Genomic DNA, 17,978 nt, shown 5'->3' with positions numbered 1-17,978 from the left:
CGACGCCTACCCCCTAACGGCTTCCTCGGGATGTCCCGGGGGGCGACGATAACAAACTGTCCACATAGTTATCCACAGACTGTGGACAGTAATCAGTAGTAAATCGTCGCGCTATCTGTGGGCGTGGACCCCGTGTCGGAGCTCGGCACAGACCGATCGTGGTCTGCGGTCTCGCGGCCGGTGTCATCCCCGCTCTGGTTCCGGCGCCGTTCCAAACTTCGAAACGGCATTGCGAAAAGCTAACAGTTTTCTCTCGGAGTGCCAACCGTTCTGCAACATTGCCGACAGGTTCCTGACAGGAACGGCAAAGTGGGTGACAGGTGTGGCTTTTGTTACCGGGTGAGACCGAGATGGGTTGGTCTGGGAGCAGGCCTGGCCAGGTTTGACCCAGGCAAATCTCGTCAGTACCCTCGAACAGTCGCCCGCACGTGGCGATACGGCTGCGACTCGGTGGTTCTTCGGAACCGCAGAGGTGCCGCGCCGGCAAGATGGATGAGCTTACCAACGGTGGCTGCGTCCTCGGCTGCCATGACTGTCATGGTGATCGAGGGTGTCGACACCAGACCGAACGAGGAGAAACAACCGTGGCCAAGGGCAAGCGGACTTTTCAGCCGAACAACCGCCGCCGGGCCCGTGTGCACGGTTTCCGGTTGCGCATGCGTACCCGTGCCGGCCGTGCCATCGTGTCGGGCCGCCGCAGCAAGGGCCGCCGCTCCCTGACTGCGTGATTCGACGCAGGGTTCAGGGCAGTGCTTCCGGCCCGGTACCGGATGACACGGTCGTCTGATTTCGGTGTCACGGTTCGCCAAGGAGTACGGGCGGTTCAGCCCGATCTCGTCGTGCATGCGTTGCACGACGGATTTTCTGACGGCTGTGACGACGGACCCAAAATAGGCCTCGTGGTCTCCAAGTCGGTCGGCTCCGCGGTGCAGCGCCACGGCGTGTCGAGACGGCTGCGTCACGCGGCCTTCCACCTGATCAACGATGAGGCGTCCGATCTCGGTCCACGCGCCCGGGTGGTCATTCGTGCGTTGCCCGGAAGCCGGGACGCCATCTCGGCCCGCCTCGAATCCGAACTTCGCGCGGCGTTGAAGAAGACCCGTAGCCACAAGCCGAGCCGACCGTGACCCGGTGGGCCGCCAACGGCGTGATCTTCCTGATCCAGCTGTATCGAACGATGATTTCTCCGTTGCGGTTGCCGTCGTGCCGGTTCACCCCGACCTGTAGCGAGTACGCGGTGGATGCCCTGACCGAATACGGGTTGATCCGCGGCGGCTGGCTGGCCGCGGTGCGGTTGGCCAAATGCGGTCCATGGCACCGTGGCGGATGGGACCCGATACCCGAGCGCGGCGACAAGACCGGCGATAAGACTTCAGTAGAAGTCGTCAGGAGCGATTCTGTTGTTTAACTGGTTCAGCCTGGACATCATCTACTACCCGGTGTCGGCGATCATGTGGGTTTGGTACAAGGCGTTCGCCTTCATCCTCGGACCCACGAACTTCTTCGCCTGGGCGCTGTCGGTGGTGTTCCTCGTGTTCACGTTGCGCGCGATTCTGTACAAGCCGTTCGTGAAGCAGATCCGGACCACTCGGCAGATGCAGGAACTGCAGCCCCAGATCAAGGCGCTGCAGAAGAAATACGGCAAAGATCGCCAGCGGATGGCCCTGGAGATGCAGAAGCTGCAGAAGGAACACGGATTCAATCCGATCCTCGGCTGCCTGCCGATGCTGGCGCAGGTGCCGGTGTTCCTGGGCCTTTTCCACGTGCTGCGGTCGTTCAACAGGACCGGCAACAACTTTGGTGAGTTGGGGCTGGACCTGGAACTGAACAAAGAGTTGCCCAACTATGTGTTCAGCGCGGTAGACGTGCAGCACTTCCTGCAGGCGAATCTGTTCGGTGCCCCGCTGGGCGCGACGATGATCCAGTCGGAGAGCAGCTGGCAGGCGTTCATCGGTTTCGACGTGAGCCGCGCGGCGATCATCGGTGTGGGTGTGCCACTGATGATCCTGGCGGGTATTGCGACCTACTTCAACAGCCGGGCGTCGGTGGCGCGCCAGAGTCCAGAGGCCGCCGCGAACCCGCAGACCGCGATGATGAACAAGTTGGCGCTGTACGTGTTCCCACTCGGCGTCGTGGTCGGTGGCCCGTTCCTGCCGCTGGCGATCATCCTGTACTGGGTGTCCAACAACGTGTGGACCTTCGCTCAGCAGCACTATGTGTTCGGCAAGATCGAAGCTGAGGAAGAGCTGAAGAAGGCCGAAGCCCTTGAACGGCGCTCGGCGAATGCACCGGCGCCGGGTAAGAAGCCGAACAAGGTCCGCAAGGTGGCGAAGGATCCGTCCACCGAGGGTGCGGACAGCGCGGCTTCCGCGAATCCGGCGCAGGAGCTCACCCAGCCGGAAGCGGCCGAAGAGGTCGCCGGCGAATCACAGACATCTGCCCCCAAGGGCAGAAACAACGATGCGTCCAACGGAACGCCGGGGGGCACTCCGCGGCCGGGCGCACGGCCCAAGAAGCGCAAGCGCTAGAAGCCAAGCCGAGAGCCGATCGACCCGGGAACCCACCGGGGGCGGACGTGGCGAAGTAAGGAGAACACGGATATGACTGACGCCGAAACCACCGAGCGCACCGAAGCCGCGCCCGAGGACAGCGACCTGGTTACCGAGACCGCGTCCGATGACGCGCCCACCGAGGACCTGGAAGATCGACTGGTCGCCGAGGGCGAGATCGCCGGCGATTACCTGGAGGAGCTGCTGGACCTCCTGGACTTCGACGGTGACATCGATCTGGACGTCGAGGGCGACCGAGCGGTCGTGAGCATCGACGGTGGCAGCGACCTGAACAAGTTGGTCGGTCGCAAGGGCGAGGTGCTCGACGCCCTGCAGGAGCTGACCCGGTTGGCCGTCCACCAGAAGACCGGCGAGCGCAGCCGGCTGATGCTGGACATCGCGCGGTGGCGCCGTCGTCGGCGCGACGAGCTGGCGGCGCTGGGCGACAAGATCGCGCAGCGGGTGCTGGAGTCCGGCGAGCGCGAGGAACTGTCGCCGATGACGCCGTTCGAGCGCAAGATCGTGCATGACGCCGTGGCGGCCGTCGATGGTGTCCGCAGCGAGAGTGAGGGCGCGGAGCCTTCGCGACGCGTCGTCGTGCTGCCCGCGTGAGTCGGCTAGTTACACGCATGTAGTTCGAGCGACAAGTTCAGGGCCGTCGGCCTGGAGCGCAACCGGAGGATGTTTCACGTGAAACATGGCGAACTGAGTCCGGCGCCCCAGTCGGCGGCTCTTTGCTTTGGCGACGGCTTGGTAGTGGCGCAACGGTACGGCGAGATCCTCGCCGGGGCCGGGATTGAGCGCGGCCTGCTGGGCCCGTCGGAGGTCGATCGGTTGTGGGACCGCCATCTCGTGAATAGCGCCGCCATGGCCGAACTGTTCGAGCCGGGCGAGCGCGTCGCCGACATAGGGAGCGGGGCCGGTCTACCCGGTATACCGTTGGCGATTGCGCGGCCGGATCTGAAGGTCACGCTGATCGAGCCGCTGCTGCGGCGTAGCGAGTTCTTGCGGGAAGTGATCGACGAGCTTGGACTCGACGTCGCGGTGATCCGCGGTCGCGCCGAGGATCGAACGGTGCGGGACGAAGCGGGCGAGATGGATGCGGTGGTGTCCCGTGCAGTCGCCTCGTTGGACAAGTTGTCGCGGTGGAGCCTGCCGCTGTTGCGTGCGGGCGGTCGGATGTTGGCACTGAAGGGGGAACGTGCCGTGGATGAGGTCGAAGAGCACCTGCGGACACTCAGCTCGCTTGGAGCCACAGAGGTGAAGGTGGTGAGATGTGGCGTGGACTTTTTGCAGCCACCTGCCACCGTGGTGGTCGCACGACGCGGAGCGGTTGCCTCGCGACCCGGTAGGAGGAAACGATGAAGTTCGGCAGGGGTAATCGCGGGAGCGCGAGTAGTCAGCCGTCCGCCCGCGATGTTCCGCAGAGCGACGTTTCACGTGAAACATGGTCACCGGATGCAGGAACGTGGAAGGGCGATCAGGTCGCCGACACACCCATTGCTGCCGAAGCCGAGCGGGCGACCCGGCTGCTGCACAAGCGCCACGGGGAGCTGCCGCGCCCCGATCGGCAGCGCGTCTTCACCATCGCCAATCAGAAGGGTGGCGTGGGGAAGACCACCACGGCGGTCAACGTCGCGGCCGCGCTCGCGCTTCAGGGGCTCCAGACTCTGGTGATCGACCTCGACCCCCAGGGCAATGCGAGCACCGCGCTGGGTATCGAGCACCGCGAGGGCACGCCGTCGTCCTACGAGGTACTGATCGGTGAGATCCCGCTAGAGGCCGCCCTGCAGCGCAGCCCGCACAACGAGCGCCTCTACTGTGTGCCGGCCACCATCGATCTGGCGGGCGCCGAGATCGAACTCGTCAGCATGGTCGCTCGCGAGGGCAGGCTTCGGGCCGCACTGGCGGGACTGAAGGAACACAGCTTCGACTACGTGTTCATCGACTGCCCGCCGTCACTGGGGCTGCTGACCATCAACGCGCTCGTCGCCGCGCCGGAGGTGCTGATCCCGATCCAGTGCGAGTACTACGCACTGGAGGGAGTGGGCCAGCTGCTGCGCAATATCGAGATGGTCAAGGCGCATCTGAACCCCGAACTCGAGGTCACCACCGTCGTCCTCACCATGTATGACGGGCGGACGCGACTGGCCGATCAGGTGGCCGAAGATGTCCGGGCGCATTTCGGCGACAAGGTGCTCCGCACCGTGATCCCGCGCAGCGTGAAGGTCTCCGAGGCGCCCGGGTATGGGATGACGATTCTCGACTACGACCCGGGTTCACGTGGAGCGATGAGCTATATCGACGCCAGCAGGGAGATCGCCGAACGCGGCAGAACCAAGGGCGGCCCACGCGAATGAGCAGTAGCGTTCTCGACGGAGCGATCCGGGGAGGGTGCCGAGGGCCGGGCCCGCGGGCGGGCGCCACGTATTTTGGTAGCGAGCGAATCCACATAGGGGGACCGGCAGCATCATGAACCAGGCGAAGAAACGCAGTGGCTTGGGCCGTGGCCTGGCATCCCTGATTCCCACCGGTCCGGCAGAGGGTGAAGCGCTCGGCGGTCCGCGAATCGGCGCGGCCACCGCCGACATCCTGATGGGCGGCGCGCCGGCACCCGCCACCGCCGATGATGCGCCGGCGGCCGGGTCATCGGAATTCGGCGCGGTCTACCGGGAGATCGACCCCGGCCTGATCGACCCCAACCCACGCCAGCCGCGGCAGGTTTTCGACGAGGAAGCACTGGCCGAATTGGTGCATTCCATCCGCGAGTTCGGTGTCATGCAGCCGATCGTGGTGCGCGCGATGCCGGCCGCCGACGGGTCGACCCGCTATCAGCTCGTGATGGGGGAGCGCCGCTTGCGGGCGACCCAGCAGGCAGGTCTGGAGACCATCCCGGCGATCGTTCGTGAGACCGCGGACGACAGCATGTTGCGCGATGCCTTGCTGGAGAACATCCATCGGGCTCAGCTGAATCCGTTGGAAGAGGCGGCGGCCTATCAGCAGCTACTCGACGAGTTCGGGGTTACCCACGACGAACTGGCAACGCGCATCGGTCGCTCCCGGCCGCTGATCTCCAACATGATCCGTCTGCTGCGCCTGCCGATCCCGGTGCAGCGGCGGGTCGCGGCGGGTGTGTTGTCGGCGGGTCACGCCCGCGCGCTGCTGTCGCTGGAGGGTGGTCCGGAGAAGCAGGAGGAGTTGGCCGCACGGATCGTGGCGGAGGGTCTGTCGGTGCGGGCCACCGAAGAGGCCGTCACCCTGGCCAACCGCAACGGTCCGAGCGATCCGCCGGCGCCTCGGCGCAAACCGATTCAGATGCCGGGTCTGCAGGACGTTGCCGAACAACTCTCCACGGCGTTCGATACCCGGGTCACCGTCAGTTTGGGCAAACGCAAGGGCAAGATCGTGGTGGAGTTCGGATCGGTCGACGATCTGCAGCGCATCGTCGAACTGATGAACTCCGCGAAGCAGTAGAGGTCACGAAATGGCCGATTCCGCGTTGCACGCTCAGGACCAGAGACACAGGCGAATTACGTCACTGTGACACTGAATCCGCGGAAGGTCGCTGAAACATCGGGTAGGAAAGGAGATGTCATGCGTAGCAACATCTTTGGTGTCCGACACCGGTTCGATGAAATTAGCCAGGCTCGGTGGGCCGGGCGGAGTGCATTCTCCTATCCTGGAGTGGCATCCGTGCGCGCCGGAACCATCTGAAGGTCGGGGAGTCGAAGTGTCAGCACGAATCAGCCCGCTGCGGCTCGAGGCATTCGAGCAGCTGCCGAAGCATGCGAGGCGATGCGTGTTCTGGGAAGTCGATCCCTCGACCCTGGGCGGCGATGACCACCTTGCCGATCCCGAATTCGAGAAGGAAGCGTGGCTGTCGATGGTCATGCTGGAGTGGGGATCGTGCGCCCAGTTGGCAATCCAGGGTGCCGCCGAACCGGGGGAGCAGGATCCGGATCGCCCCGAGGCCTTCAATGACGAATCGTGTCTCGGCTACGTCTTCTACGCACCGCCCGGTGCGGTACCGCGGGCCCGGAAGTTCCCGACCGGACCGGTCAGTGCCGATGCCGTCCTGCTGACCTCGATCGGGCTGGAATCCGCCGACGACGGCGACAACCTCTCGCGCGGTCTGATCACCGCGGTGGTGGCCGATCTGGTGCGTCGAGGCGTGCGCGCGCTCGAGGCATTCGGGCGTACCGCGCTGGTGGAGGATCTGTGTCCGGACTCCGGCGTCCCGTCCGATCTGGAACAGGTGATCGAGGTGCTCGGCGACTGTTCGGCCGGCCAGTGCATCATCGACGCGGACCTACTCATCGACATGGGTTTCGAGGTCGTCGCACCGCACCCCTACTTCCCCCGTCTGCGGCTCGAGCTCGAGCAGGGACTGGGCTGGAAGGCCGATGTCGAGGCCGCCCTCGAGCGTCTGCTGGAAAGTGCGCGCCTGCAGGCGCCGGTGGGGGCGGGTTCACCGGCGCTCGCCGTGGTCACGCCGATCACTGTCAGATAGGACAGCCTCGCCGATTTGTACGACGCCCCCATGCGCGGCGGATCGGCAAGGTTCTACGTCGGCGAAGGGGAGCCGGCGCCGACGGTCCTCGGATGGCACCCGCGCCGCGGCGAGCTGCCGACGCTTCTACTCGTGCACGCCCGTCGAGAACCGAGGGTAGAGCGACGGTCAGCGGCCGGCCTGCTCGACCGACAGCTCGTGGGCGAGCAGCTCGGCGAAGGTGAAGGTCCCGGTCGGCCGGTCGTTCTTGCCGAGCAGGTACAGCCGCTTCACCGCGGCCAGCATGCCCTCGGCGATCGCATCGCGAGACTGGCTGGTGGCCAGTAGGGCTCGGTCCTGCGGGTTGGTCACATAGCCCAAATCGACCTGGACAGTGGGCATCCGGGTCAGCCGCAGTAGATCCCAGGTGCGGCCGTGAACGCGGCAGTCGCTGGATCCGGTGCGCGCCACCAGTTCTCGTTGAATGAAGTCTGCGAGGTTGCGCCCGATGGTGGACACCGAGCCGTGCGAATTGCCGAAGTGGAACGACGCCACGCCATTGGCCGACGGGCTCTGGTGGCTGGTGCAGCGCAGGCTGATCATCAGGTCTGCGCCGACGGTATTGGCTGTTGCGGCGCGTTCGGCGTCGGTCGGGCAATGCCCGGCGGGCCGGGACAGGAAGGTATCCATCCCGATGGCCGTCATCCGGCCCTCGAGCCGGCTCGCCAAGTCCCACAAGATATCTGCCTCGCTGAGGGGGCCTTCGGGTCCTTGGACGATGGCACCGATGTCGTCACCGCCCCGGCCCGGATCGATGATGACCCGCTTCCCGGACAGCCGCGGGCCCGAGCTGCGAACCAGCTCTTCCTCGCGGATCGCGTGCGGAGATCCGCCGGTTACCCGGGAACCCAGGAAGTACAAGGACCGCAATGTTTCCGGGCCGCAGATGCCGTCCGGAAACAGCCCGTACTCGCGCTGGAAGAACATCAGCGAGTTATGAGTCTGCAGGCCGAAGTGACCGTCGACCAGCCCGGTGTAGAAGCCGAGATCCTGAAGGCGGGCCTGCAGGGTGGCGACATCATCGCCGTACATCGGCGCGCCGAACTGGTGGGACAGCGTGCGGGCGCCGAGTTGGTAGGAGGCCTCGCGCAATGCACGCGCGGTCGCCTCGCCGACCATGCCGTCCACCAGCAGACCGCGCTGCTGCTGGAACGCGCGCACCGCGTGGTCGAGATCGGCGTCGAAGACGTCCACCGCGACGTGCCTGCCGGTGCTCAGGTCGGCATCGGGGCTGTTGATCAGCCCGAGACCCGCCAGTGCCGACCTGATCTCGATGACCGCGCTTCCCCGGTCGCCGCGACGCAGAATCGACATACCTGGCCTTTCAGACACGCTGCACCGCCCACAGGACGCCGACGGTTGCAGTTCGGACTGTCAGTATTGTCTCAGATGCCCGCGAATATCCGGAAAACCCGAGCGTGTGATTCGCAAGAGAACGGCCGCCGTCAGGCGTGCTCGGCGATCTCCCGGAGCAGGGCGGCTTTACCCTTGGCCCCAACGATCCGTTTGACCGGTGCACCATCCTTGAACAGGATCAATGTCGGGATCGAGACCACCTGAAAGTCGCGCGCGGTGGCCGGATTGGCGTCCACGTCGAGCTTGACCACCTTGAGTTCACCGGCCTTCTCCGCGGCGATCTCTTCGAGCACCGGAGCGATCATCTTGCACGGGCCGCACCAGGTGGCCCAGAAATCGACCAGCACCGGGGTGGAGCTGGTCAGCACGTCCTGGGAGAAGGAGTCGTCGGTGACGACGGCAGTTGCGGAGTTCTCGGTCATCGGATCTTCCTAACTGGAGGGGGTCTAATCTTCTGTCGGAGCGGGGAATTCGGTGAGCCAGCGCTCGGCGTCGATCGCCGCCGCACAGCCCGACCCGGCGGCGGTGATGGCCTGCCGGTAGGTGTGGTCCACCAGATCACCGGCGGCGAACACACCTTCCAGCGATGTTGCGGTGGTGCGGCCCTGGACCTGCACGTAGCCGTCCTCATCGACACCGACCTGCCCGCGGACGAGATCCGAGCGCGGAATGTGGCCGATCGCGACGAACACGCCCGTCACGGCCAGCTTCGACTCCTCGCCGGTGACGGTGTCCTGCAAGCGAATTCCGGTCACCTTCGGATCACCCTCGATCTCGGTGATGGCGCTGTTGGTCAGGAAGGTGATCTTTTCGTTCGCCTGGGCGCGGTCCAGCATGATCTTGGAGGCGCGGAACTCCTCGCGACGGTGGATCAGCGTGACGCTGCGGGCAAACTTGGTGAGGAAGATCGCTTCCTCCATCGCCGAGTCGCCGCCGCCGACGACCGCAATATCCTGGTCGCGGAAGAAGAATCCGTCACAGGTGGCGCAGGTGCTCACACCCAGGCCGATGCGTTCCATCTCGCCGGGCGCGCCGAGTTGGCGGGCGGCTGCACCCATCGCCAGGATCACCGATCGGGCGCGGTGAGTTTCGTCACCGACGGTGACCGTCTTGATCGAACCGGTGAGGTCGACGGCGTCGACGTCTTCCATCCGCAGATCGGCACCGAAGCGCAGTGCCTGCTCGCGCATCTCTTCCATCAGATTGGGACCGGTGATGCCCTCGCGGAACCCCGGGTAGTTCTCCACCTCGGTGGTCGTCATCAACGCGCCACCGAACTGGATGCCCTCGAACACCAGCGGATGCAGTTGGGCCCGCGCGGTGTAGACCGCGGCGGTGTACCCGGCCGGGCCGGAGCCGATGATGATCACGTCGTGAATGGGGGACGTGACCTCAGAAGTGGTGGACATCCTGGGAATCCCAGCCTTTCTGCCGTTTACGCGGCCGTGTGTTCAAACATCAGGGTAGGCCCGGGTGTTCCCGGCGCGCTTGCTAGGGCCGGGCCAACTCCGTCCGGGCCAGTGCCCCGGTGCCGACCGCCGGACAATCCGGCGCCACCACCACCGCGATGACCGCCGAGGGGTCCCGTGCGGGCACCACCAGCAGCACCGCCGGCCGTGCGCTCAGCGACACCGGTGCGGCGCCCAGGATCCGGGTCTCGGCCAGGTCGTTGAGGCTGTTCAGGCAGCCCTGCGGGTCGACCAGCGGTCCCAGATCGGGCGGGCGCCGCAGCAACGCAAGGATCTGCGGGTCGGTCAACGGCATCGCGGGCGAACGCGCGGTGAGGTGGCGGGCGCTGGTCTCCGGGGCCCGGGCGGTACCCGGTTCGGCGGCGTCGTCGCCGTCGAACACGGCGTACAGCCCGATGCCGAGGCCCAGTACGGCGGCCAGCGCGCCCGTGACGGCGGCTACCTGGCGCCCGCCCGGCGCCGGCCGGTTCTGCCGGTGGTGTCCGCTCTCCGGGGGAACCACCCGGTGGGGCGCGTTGCGCTGCACACCTCCATCATCGCGCGGCACCGCTGGATTCGGCCGCAGCCACCGGCGCGCACAGGTGGCCCAGCGTGGTGGCCAGCTTTGTCCTGGCCCGTGCGCGCCGGCTCTTCACGGTGCCCTCGGGCACGCCCAGCATCCGGGCCGCCTCGGCGACGGAGAAGCCCTGCATGTCCACGGCCACGATGGCCGCCCGTTGTTCGACCGGCAGCCGCATGAGCGCCAATTCGACGACGATGGCGGTATCCACCCCAGGCGCCGGGTCGCCGACCGACCCGGCGGACGTCGTCGCCTCCAGCGGCGTCGTCGGACGCGCCTTGTGCCGGCGCAGCCGGTCCAGGCAGGCATTCACCACGATGCGGTAGAGCCAGCTGCTCACCGAGCAGTCGTGCCGGAACTTCGGCGCGCCGCAGTGCGCGGACAACATCGCGTCCTGCAGGGCGTCGCGGGCGTCGTCGGGGCATCGGATGGTGATCCGCGCCAGCTGGTAGAGCTGCGGCTGATAGCGATTGAACAGCTCCTCGAACGCGAAGCGGTCCCCGGCGACATGCGCCGCCAGCAACTGCTCATCGGTGCGATCGTGCCCCGAGCGTCCCCCGAAACTCCCCACCTGCCGAACACTATGGCCGGCGGCGCACCCCTCTCGGCACCTCTTTCCCGCGGCACGCTGAACTGCAGGTTTGGGGCGCTGAGGCTGGGGATAACGTCGTCAGGACCCGGATTGGAGCGTGATCTCGGAGATATCGGAGCGGCTCTTGCCGTCCACCGTGCCCAACGTGGAAATCCACACCAGCACATACGGGGTGGCCTCGGGATTGGCGATCTCGATGGTGTTGGAGCCCGTCTTCAGCGGCGTCGGATCGGTCAGCGCGGTGGTGTCCTCGAGGGTGGCCGGGTTGGCGCTGTCCGAACCCCGGATCTGGACGGCGGTGCCCGTGCTGGAGACGTCGAGGGTGACCGACGCGATCGCGGTCGGCCTGGGCAGTTGCAGCATCAGTCCGACGCCGTTCTTGAAGCCGGGGAACGGGGCGGGATCGGAGTAGGTGTCCGTCGGCCACACGGTGGACGGATTCCCGTCGATCGCCAGGCCCGCGTCCGCGGGTGCGTCGGCCTCACCCTCGGGGGAGTACACCGTGGCGCGCACCGGTTTGACGGTGTTGCCCGACTCGGCTCCGGCCGAGGTGCTCGGATTGTTCAACCCGAGTTCGTCGCGGTCCAGTCCGCCCCCGACATCCCCGAAGATGCGGCTCAGCACGGTCGCGAGGACCACCAGAGCGACCACCACCACGACACCGCCGGCGGCCAGGCCGATGATCATGCCCTTGCGGCGGCGCGCGGCCGCCCCGGGATCGGTGCCGCCGGGGCCCGGCCGGGCCGCTGACGGGGCGGGCGGTTCGTCGACCGGTGCGATGAACTCGGTGCGGTCGGCGACCGCGGTGGCCTGCTGCAGCAGGTTCAGCAGCGTGGGGGCGCTGCGGATGCCGCCCTCCTCCTGCACGGCGCGTGCCGCGGCGGCCGAGATCTGGAACGGGATGTTCCCGTCGACCGACTGAGGTTCCACGGGCTGGCCCGCCGCGTTGAGGTCGGCGGCCTCCAGCCCGCTGTGCAGACCGGACTCGGCCAGCGGCCACCGGTTGATCAGCAGCGCGTACAACGCTGCGCCGATCCCGCGGATGTCGTCCTCGGGAGTGGCATCGGGCAGGGTGGCGGGGAAGGCGAGCACCACATCGCCTTCGATGCTGACGCGGACCCGGCTCGGGTCGTCGATGGACAGCGTGACACCGGCGCGGTGTGCGGCCTCGGCGGCGGCGGCCAGCGACTGGATCGCGCGGGCACCGCCCATGGGTGACGGCGAGGTCGCGGCGACTTCGGCCAGCGATCCGCCGCGGATCCACTCCGCGACCACCAGCCCCCCCGAGCCGGTGCGTGCGACGTCGAGCACGCGGGCGATACCGGTGGTCTCCACCTTGGACAGCCGCATCGTGCGGGTGAGGATCTCCTGCAATTCGCTGTCGGGCAGGACGGCGTCGGGGTCGACGAAGGTCAACGCGACCTGTCGGTCCAACGCGGTGTCCAGGGCGTGCCAGAACTGCAGATGCGGCGGGCCGCCGTGGAACACCAGCAGCCGGTAGCGTCCGGCGGCGATGGTGGCGCCGGGGATGAGGTGGATGTCCTCGTCGGCGGTGGCCGCCTCCAGCGGGGGCTCGTGCGGGGGATCGAACCCCAACGGTGCTCGGGTCGGGTCGCCGCCGTAGTCGGCGGGCGGCCGGGTGCTGAAGCCACCGGTGTCCGGCTGGAAGTCACCGGCCGAGGGTCGCGAATCGGGGGTCAGGGGGATGCGTGTCGTCGCCCCGGACTCGGGGTCGGATTCGGGTCGCGCACCTGCCCCGGGCACCGAACCGCTGACGGGTTTATCGCTCACCGCTGGTCCTTTCGGCATCTGCTGCTGTGCAATCCCCGCGTGCGGTCCGTACCGGCGGGCAGCCGGGGGGCGTGGAGGCCGCATCGGATGCGAATTGCTCTGATCAGAGTACGTGACAGGCCGTTCACCAGGCCTGGAAGTCGGGGGTGTGACCGCCGCGGCGCGGCCCGGCAGCCGGCGCCGGATCGCCGCCCCCACCGCGAGCGCGTCGGGCACCTTTGCCGCCCCCAGCACCCCGCCCAGGATCGGCAGCATGATCACACCGAGCACGATCAGTCGCAGCAGCGAACCGAGGCCGCCGCCGTGCTCGGTCAGCGACTCGAGTCCGAGCAGCTGGTCGACGATGTGGGCGGCCAGGCCGGCGATCATCGAGGCGACGATCGTGACCAGGATGGTGCGCACGACGTCGAGGCTGATCATCTTCCCGCCGGGGGGGTTCAGGTTCGCCCGTAGCACCAGGTATCCGATGGTGGCGCCGGCCAGGAAGCCCAGCCCGTTGGCCAGCCCCAGGTATCCGGCGACGATGCCCGGATCCGACACCAGATGCGGTACCGCGACCGATGCGGCGATCTTCACCGCGGTGATCACCAGGATCAGCACGATCGGCGTCCACGGCTGTTGGCGCGCGTAGAACACCCGCAGCTGCAGCAGCACCAGGGTGTAGGGGATCAGGGTGAACGCCGACAGTGAGATCGCCATGCCGAGGTAGCCCGCATCGGTCTGGCCGAAATTGCCGTAGGAGAACAGGGCGCTGCCGATGGCCGGGCCGCCGACGGTCATCATCGCGACGATCGGGATGAGCGTCAGCATGGTCAGCCGGGTCGCCAGGTTCAGATCGGCCAGCACCGCGGGCCCGTCGTCGGCGGCGGCGTTGCGGGACAGTCGCGGCATCACCACCGTCAGGACCGTCACTCCGATGATGCCGAACGGCAGCTGCAGGATCAGCCAGGTGTAGTTGTAGATCGCGGGCCCGGACGCCGCCGCGGCGCTGGCGATCTGGTTGCCGACGATCAGGCCGATCTGGCTGATGAGTACATAGAGCACCATCGCCAGCGCCATCATGCCGAACTGTTTGAGCCGGTCGTCGATGCCCCACAGCGGGCGCAGGCTGATGCGCTCCCGGCGGATCGCCAGGATCAGCACCAGCGCCTGGGCCACCACACCGAGGGTGGTGCCGATGCCGAGCACCAGCAGTTTGGCGTTGCCCATCTCGACGGGGTCGATGGACAGCTCGCCGGGCACCAGCAGATAGACCGCCAGCGTCAGGATCGCCACGATGTTGTTGAGCACCGGGGCCCAGGCGGGCGGTCCGAACACGTTGCGGGTGTTCAGGATTGCCATGTACACCGAGGACAGTCCGTAGAAGACGACCTGGGGAAGCAGCAGGTAGGCGAACGCGGTGGTCAGCGGCCGGTTCACCAGCGGATCGCTGCCGAGCATCAGATCCACCAGCAGTGGTGCGGCCGCCACCGACAGGATGGTCGCGACGATCAGCAGCGCGGTGGCCAGCGTGACCAGGCGCCGCACGAACGCGGTACCGCCGTCGGGGTCGTCGCGTTCGGCGCGCGCCAGGACCGGCACGAAGATCGCGGTGAACGTCGCCTCCAGCACCAGGGCGGCAATCAGGTTCGGCAGCTGGTTGGCCACCGTGAACGAACTGAGCAGCGGCCCGCCGAGGATGAGCGCCAGCAGCACCATCCGGGCGAACCCGGTGAGCCTGCTGACCAGGGTGGCCAGCGCCATCCCCCAGGACCGGGACACCACCGCGGAGTCCGAGAGCTCTTGACGGGGCTGCCGTGCCGTCGGGTCCTGGTCGCGGGGACCACCGGCCCGGCGCCGGGTGTCGTGCCCGCGCGGTACCCGTTGGGGGGCGTTCATCGCGGCTCGTCGCCGGGACGGGCCCGATCGGAGCCGTGGGCCAGCGCGGTGTCCAGCGGATCGGGCCGCCGGGTCGGCGGGGCCAGGTCCGCGCGGTCGGGTTCGCCGCGGAACCGGTGCCAGAGCCGCCGGCCGACCAGCAGAGCCAGGATCGCGCCGCCGGTCAGTGTGATGAAGAACAGCACCTTGCCGTAGGCGTTGGAATGCACCGACAGCCGGACCGGATCGCCGAGCGGCAGTCCGTCGGCGGTGCTCAGGTTCACATCGACGGCGAACCGCTGGGTGAAGTGCACCTCGATGGGCACCCGCAGCGGCAGAAACCCCGGCGGCAGTTCGATCTCACCGGGGTCGGTCACCGTCATGCCGGGTGGGGCGGCGATGTGCAGCCGGACCCGGATCGGCACCGGCAGGTCGTTGCGCAGGGCCAGCGGCAGCGGGCTGCGTTCGGTGGCCAGGGTGTAGGAGCCGCCGGGGTTCACCACGGTGACGGCCCCGAACAGATCGGCGACGGTGCGGCTGACGGTCGAAAGACGTTGTTGGGCGGCGGCGTTGCGCTCATCGGCGGGTACCGACTGGCTCAGCGCGCGCAGCATGTCCTCCCGCAGCGGGGCGGTGTACTGGATGCCGGTCAGGCCCGTGCGCTGATCGACGGTCAACGCCGAGGTCAGGCCCCAGAGCCTGCCGGTGATGGCGGCGATGCCGGACGTCACACCGTTGTCGAACCGGCCGGCGGGTTCGCCGGCAGGCTGGGATGGCGCTGCGGGCGCGGGTGGCGCGGTGCGCGGAGTCTCGACGATCACCGCGCGCAGCGGTCGTGGATAGGCCAGGCCGGCCCCGATGGCGGTCGCCACCGAGGTCAGCACCCGCTGCGCCTCATCGGGATTGAGATCCCAGGTCAGCGGCGGCATCACGATCTGGGTGCGGGGTTCGGTCCCGGGGGCCAGGCCGCGCCACAACAGTGACCCGATCGCGTTCTGCAGCCGGGCCGCCCGTGAGTCGTGCTGCAGCGGGATGCGCAGTGCGTCATCGAGGTAACTCGGGGTGATGGGCGCGCCGCCGGCGCCGGCCAGCGCGGCCGCCAGGCTGGGGTCGAACGGGGCGGTGACGATATCCAGGGAGTCGCGTTGCGGGGCGAGGTCTGCGTCGCCGGCGGCCAGTGGGGCGGGAGCGACCGCGACCGTGGGGCCCTGCGCGCCGAGTAGCGAGACCGCGGCGGGCGTCAGCGGCCCATCACCGATCAGGGTGGCGCCGCGTACCGAACGCACCCCGAGAATCTGGTCGACGATGTCGGCGGCCCCGCGGGTGGCGACGGTGCTCAGGCCGGTGTCGCCGACGCGTTGAAGGGCGTCGAGGTCGGCCTGGGCGTAGACGGTCGCCGTGACGCAGGTGCGCTGCGCCAGCGCCCGGAGTCGGCTCAGCCAGTCGACGGCGGCCTCCTGGCCGTTCCCGGGACGGGTGGGTGCGTTGAGGCCGCCGTTGGGGTCGTCGCTGACCACATAGCCGCTCGTCATCGCGTTGACGGTGATCAGCAGGTCGGGGTCGACGGCCAGGCACAGCGCGTCACCCAGGGCGCCCTCGTCGTCGACCTGGGCGCTGGTGGCGAAATCCGCCGCCGACAGCAGGGTGTCGAGCCGCCCGCCGGACGCCAGGGAGGTGGCCAGGTCATCGTCGAGCAGGCGGACCGGGGTGGTACCGCCGGGGATTCCGGCGGCCAGCCTCGGACGGTCGGCCAGAGGCCACAGCATCGTCATCGCCACCGGTCGGGACGTGTCCGGCGGTACCACCGCACTCACCCCTTCGGCATCGCCGGTCGCGGGGTCGGGGGGGACACCGAGGACGGGGAGCAGGAAGCGGGCATCGTCGAGCCGCGCGGGAGCGCCGTAGTCGGGGGTGCCGTTGACGTTCACCAACAGCGGGTAGATGCCGGGCTCATCGATCTGCAGCGAGGGCTCCTGGGTGCCGCGCACCGGGTAGGACAGCGTGAACGGCACCTCCTGGCCGCGTTGCAGCTCGGTGGACAGTGTGATGAAGGGCGCGACGGCCGCGTACTGGTCGAGGTTTCCGGACAGATTGGTGCGCAGCCCGGCCGACGCGGTGACCGCGGGTGCGTGTTCGAGGCGCACCACGACGTCGCGCACCGGTCGGTCGCCGATGTTGCGGACGGTGCCGGCGACGGTGACGATCGCGCCGGTGGTGGTCGTGACGGTGTCGGGGGTGACGCGATCGATCCGCAGCTTCAAGAATGTGGTGGTGCCCGGTTCGCCTGCGGCGGCGCGCGGCAGCAGTGCGGGGGTCGCGAAGAGCAGCAGCAGTACGGCGGCGGTGAGGACGCGCAGCACCCTCGCGAAGATCACTGGGCCGGACCGCAGCCGTTCGCACGCCGGGGCGGTGACTCCTCGGGGCGACGGTTGCGGGTGTGCGAATGGGTCTGCGGGCGCCGCCGCGGCGAACTGTGCGGTAGCGGCGGCAACGCGCTCTCGCCGTCGGTGTGCAGTTTGTCGATGAGCTCGCCGGCCACCACGGCCAGGCGCCGTTCGTCGGCGTAGGCCAGCCGGGCCGGCAGGTCACGCAGCGGAACCCAGGCCACCTCGGTGACCTCCATGTCCTCGTCGGAGAGGTCACCGCCCAGGAATCGCATCAGGTAATGGTGCACCGTCTTGTGGACGCGTCGGCCCTCGGTCACGAACCAGTAGTCGATGCTGCCCAGCGCTGCCAGCACGCTGCCCTGCACGCCGGTCTCTTCGGCGACCTCACGGACAGCGGTCTGCTCTGCGGTCTCACCGACCTCGATATGTCCCTTGGGCAGCGACCACAGCATGCGACCGCGTCGGTCGATCCGGCCGATCAACGCCGCGACCTGGGTGTCCTTCGGCCCGTCGAGACCGTCGATGACGAGCCCGCCCGCGGAGGTCTCGTGCACGGTGCGCAGCCGTTCGGGAGCCCGCCGGGAGGGGCGGGGCTTGCGGTTCTGGCCGGGCTTGGCCGGCTGGCCGGCGCGCTCGGAGGCCACCTGGTCGGATGACGAGGAAGCCGTTTCCCCCGACGGGGTGGCGCGTTCGGCGTCGGCTTCGGGCGGACCGGCAGCGCGACGGCCGCGGCGACGCCCTCGGCGCCGTCGCGGCTTGGCCTTATCACCGTCCGACACTTAAGCGATAGTAGTTGCCGCAGGTTTACCTGCTCGCCACACGCGCCGGTCGTGGCCGGGCTGTCGCCGGGTCGTTACCGGGTTGGGAGA

Annotated in this window: 17 protein-coding genes; 9 read left to right on the top strand and 8 right to left on the bottom strand. The window is 68.0% G+C overall.

All coding sequences use genetic code 11. From position 1 onward, the window contains the following. Positions 1-584 precede the first annotated feature (584 nt). The 9 genes from rpmH to C6A86_RS29090 all read left to right on the top strand — a co-directional run bounded on the left by rpmH (position 585) and on the right by C6A86_RS29090 (position 7,059). Entirely contained in the window at positions 585-728 is a 144-nt protein-coding gene (gene rpmH / locus C6A86_RS29130) for a 50S ribosomal protein L34 (protein WP_068001749.1), read from the top strand. Between the two features lie 21 nt (positions 729-749). Further along, positions 750-1,127 carry a ribonuclease P protein component gene (gene rnpA / locus C6A86_RS29125; protein WP_105363369.1) on the top strand — a complete coding sequence of 126 codons (378 nt, stop codon included), beginning with the start codon at positions 750-752 and terminating at the stop codon, positions 1,125-1,127. Between the two features lie 50 nt (positions 1,128-1,177). Then, positions 1,178-1,408: a membrane protein insertion efficiency factor YidD gene (yidD, locus tag C6A86_RS29120; protein ID WP_233213007.1), complete on the top strand. Its 231-nt coding sequence runs from the start codon at positions 1,178-1,180 to the stop codon at positions 1,406-1,408. A 43-nt stretch (positions 1,409-1,451) separates the two neighbouring features. Then, the gene (gene yidC / locus C6A86_RS29115; RefSeq protein ID WP_396835421.1) at positions 1,452-2,528 is read left to right on the top strand and encodes a membrane protein insertase YidC; all 1,077 of its coding nucleotides are present in this window, start codon (positions 1,452-1,454) and stop codon (positions 2,526-2,528) included. Between the two features lie 72 nt (positions 2,529-2,600). Then, entirely contained in the window at positions 2,601-3,161 is a 561-nt protein-coding gene (locus C6A86_RS29110) for a R3H domain-containing nucleic acid-binding protein (RefSeq protein ID WP_105363372.1), read from the top strand. Positions 3,162-3,230: 69 nt separating this feature from the next. Next, positions 3,231-3,914: a 16S rRNA (guanine(527)-N(7))-methyltransferase RsmG gene (rsmG, locus tag C6A86_RS29105; RefSeq protein ID WP_105363373.1), complete on the top strand. Its 684-nt coding sequence runs from the start codon at positions 3,231-3,233 to the stop codon at positions 3,912-3,914. Then, positions 3,911-4,909 (top strand): ParA family protein, encoded by a 999-nt coding sequence (locus C6A86_RS29100; protein ID WP_105363374.1) that lies wholly within the window; start codon positions 3,911-3,913, stop codon positions 4,907-4,909. The genes rsmG and C6A86_RS29100 overlap by 4 nt, the downstream gene beginning before the upstream one ends. Before the next feature lie 112 nt (positions 4,910-5,021). After that, the gene (locus C6A86_RS29095) at positions 5,022-6,023 is read left to right on the top strand and encodes a ParB/RepB/Spo0J family partition protein (RefSeq protein WP_105363375.1); all 1,002 of its coding nucleotides are present in this window, start codon (positions 5,022-5,024) and stop codon (positions 6,021-6,023) included. A 256-nt stretch (positions 6,024-6,279) separates the two neighbouring features. Beyond that, positions 6,280-7,059 carry an acetyltransferase gene (locus C6A86_RS29090; RefSeq protein WP_105363376.1) on the top strand — a complete coding sequence of 260 codons (780 nt, stop codon included), beginning with the start codon at positions 6,280-6,282 and terminating at the stop codon, positions 7,057-7,059. Between the two features lie 168 nt (positions 7,060-7,227). Here the strand turns inward: C6A86_RS29090 and C6A86_RS29085 are convergent, their stop codons facing one another. The 8 genes from C6A86_RS29085 to C6A86_RS29050 form a co-directional block, all read right to left on the bottom strand. Continuing rightward, on the bottom strand, positions 7,228-8,412 hold the full coding sequence (locus C6A86_RS29085; protein WP_105363377.1) for an N-acetylmuramoyl-L-alanine amidase: 1,185 nt from the start codon (positions 8,410-8,412) through the stop codon (positions 7,228-7,230). Positions 8,413-8,543: 131 nt separating this feature from the next. Continuing rightward, the gene (trxA, locus tag C6A86_RS29080; protein ID WP_105363378.1) at positions 8,544-8,876 is read right to left on the bottom strand and encodes a thioredoxin; all 333 of its coding nucleotides are present in this window, start codon (positions 8,874-8,876) and stop codon (positions 8,544-8,546) included. 24 nt (positions 8,877-8,900) lie between these two features. Then, complete coding sequence (gene trxB / locus C6A86_RS29075; RefSeq protein WP_105363379.1) at positions 8,901-9,863, bottom strand: thioredoxin-disulfide reductase; 963 nt, start codon at positions 9,861-9,863, stop codon at positions 8,901-8,903. A gap of 82 nt (positions 9,864-9,945) precedes the next feature. Further along, a complete protein-coding gene (locus C6A86_RS29070) occupies positions 9,946-10,449 on the bottom strand; it encodes a hypothetical protein (protein WP_142406982.1) in 504 nt (167 codons plus the stop codon). A gap of 7 nt (positions 10,450-10,456) precedes the next feature. Continuing rightward, positions 10,457-11,053 carry an RNA polymerase sigma factor SigM gene (gene sigM / locus C6A86_RS29065; protein ID WP_105363381.1) on the bottom strand — a complete coding sequence of 199 codons (597 nt, stop codon included), beginning with the start codon at positions 11,051-11,053 and terminating at the stop codon, positions 10,457-10,459. A 99-nt stretch (positions 11,054-11,152) separates the two neighbouring features. Then, positions 11,153-14,743, bottom strand: a complete 3,591-nt coding sequence (murJ, locus tag C6A86_RS29060; RefSeq protein WP_105363382.1) for a murein biosynthesis integral membrane protein MurJ — start codon at positions 14,741-14,743, stop codon at positions 11,153-11,155. Next, on the bottom strand, positions 14,740-17,097 hold the full coding sequence (locus tag C6A86_RS29055) for a hypothetical protein (protein ID WP_311100974.1): 2,358 nt from the start codon (positions 17,095-17,097) through the stop codon (positions 14,740-14,742). Before C6A86_RS29055 ends, murJ begins: the two co-directional genes overlap by 4 nt. Then, positions 17,094-17,888, bottom strand: coding sequence for an NUDIX hydrolase (locus tag C6A86_RS29050; protein ID WP_105362168.1), 795 nt, complete (start codon positions 17,886-17,888; stop codon positions 17,094-17,096). The genes C6A86_RS29055 and C6A86_RS29050 overlap by 4 nt, the downstream gene beginning before the upstream one ends. Positions 17,889-17,978 lie beyond the last annotated feature (90 nt).

It is taken from the genome of Mycobacterium sp. ITM-2016-00316, assembly GCF_002968335.2.
GTDB lineage: Bacteria > Actinomycetota > Actinomycetes > Mycobacteriales > Mycobacteriaceae > Mycobacterium.
Note: the sequence above shows the minus strand (reverse complement) of the source record. Positions and strands in the feature narration are given on the sequence as shown.

Coding starts and splice junctions, on each gene's coding strand:
- rsmG (WP_105363373.1), top strand. CDS start 3,231: ATGTTTCACGTGAAACATGGCGAACTGAGTCCGGCGCCCCAGTCGGCG.
- C6A86_RS29100 (WP_105363374.1), top strand. CDS start 3,911: ATGAAGTTCGGCAGGGGTAATCGCGGGAGCGCGAGTAGTCAGCCGTCC.
- C6A86_RS29110 (WP_105363372.1), top strand. CDS start 2,601: ATGACTGACGCCGAAACCACCGAGCGCACCGAAGCCGCGCCCGAGGAC.
- yidC (WP_396835421.1), top strand. CDS start 1,452: ATGTGGGTTTGGTACAAGGCGTTCGCCTTCATCCTCGGACCCACGAAC.
- murJ (WP_105363382.1), bottom strand. CDS start 14,743: ATGAACGCCCCCCAACGGGTACCGCGCGGGCACGACACCCGGCGCCGG.
- trxB (WP_105363379.1), bottom strand. CDS start 9,863: ATGTCCACCACTTCTGAGGTCACGTCCCCCATTCACGACGTGATCATC.
- yidD (WP_233213007.1), top strand. CDS start 1,178: ATGATTTCTCCGTTGCGGTTGCCGTCGTGCCGGTTCACCCCGACCTGT.
- C6A86_RS29095 (WP_105363375.1), top strand. CDS start 5,022: ATGAACCAGGCGAAGAAACGCAGTGGCTTGGGCCGTGGCCTGGCATCC.
- trxA (WP_105363378.1), bottom strand. CDS start 8,876: ATGACCGAGAACTCCGCAACTGCCGTCGTCACCGACGACTCCTTCTCC.
- C6A86_RS29085 (WP_105363377.1), bottom strand. CDS start 8,412: ATGTCGATTCTGCGTCGCGGCGACCGGGGAAGCGCGGTCATCGAGATC.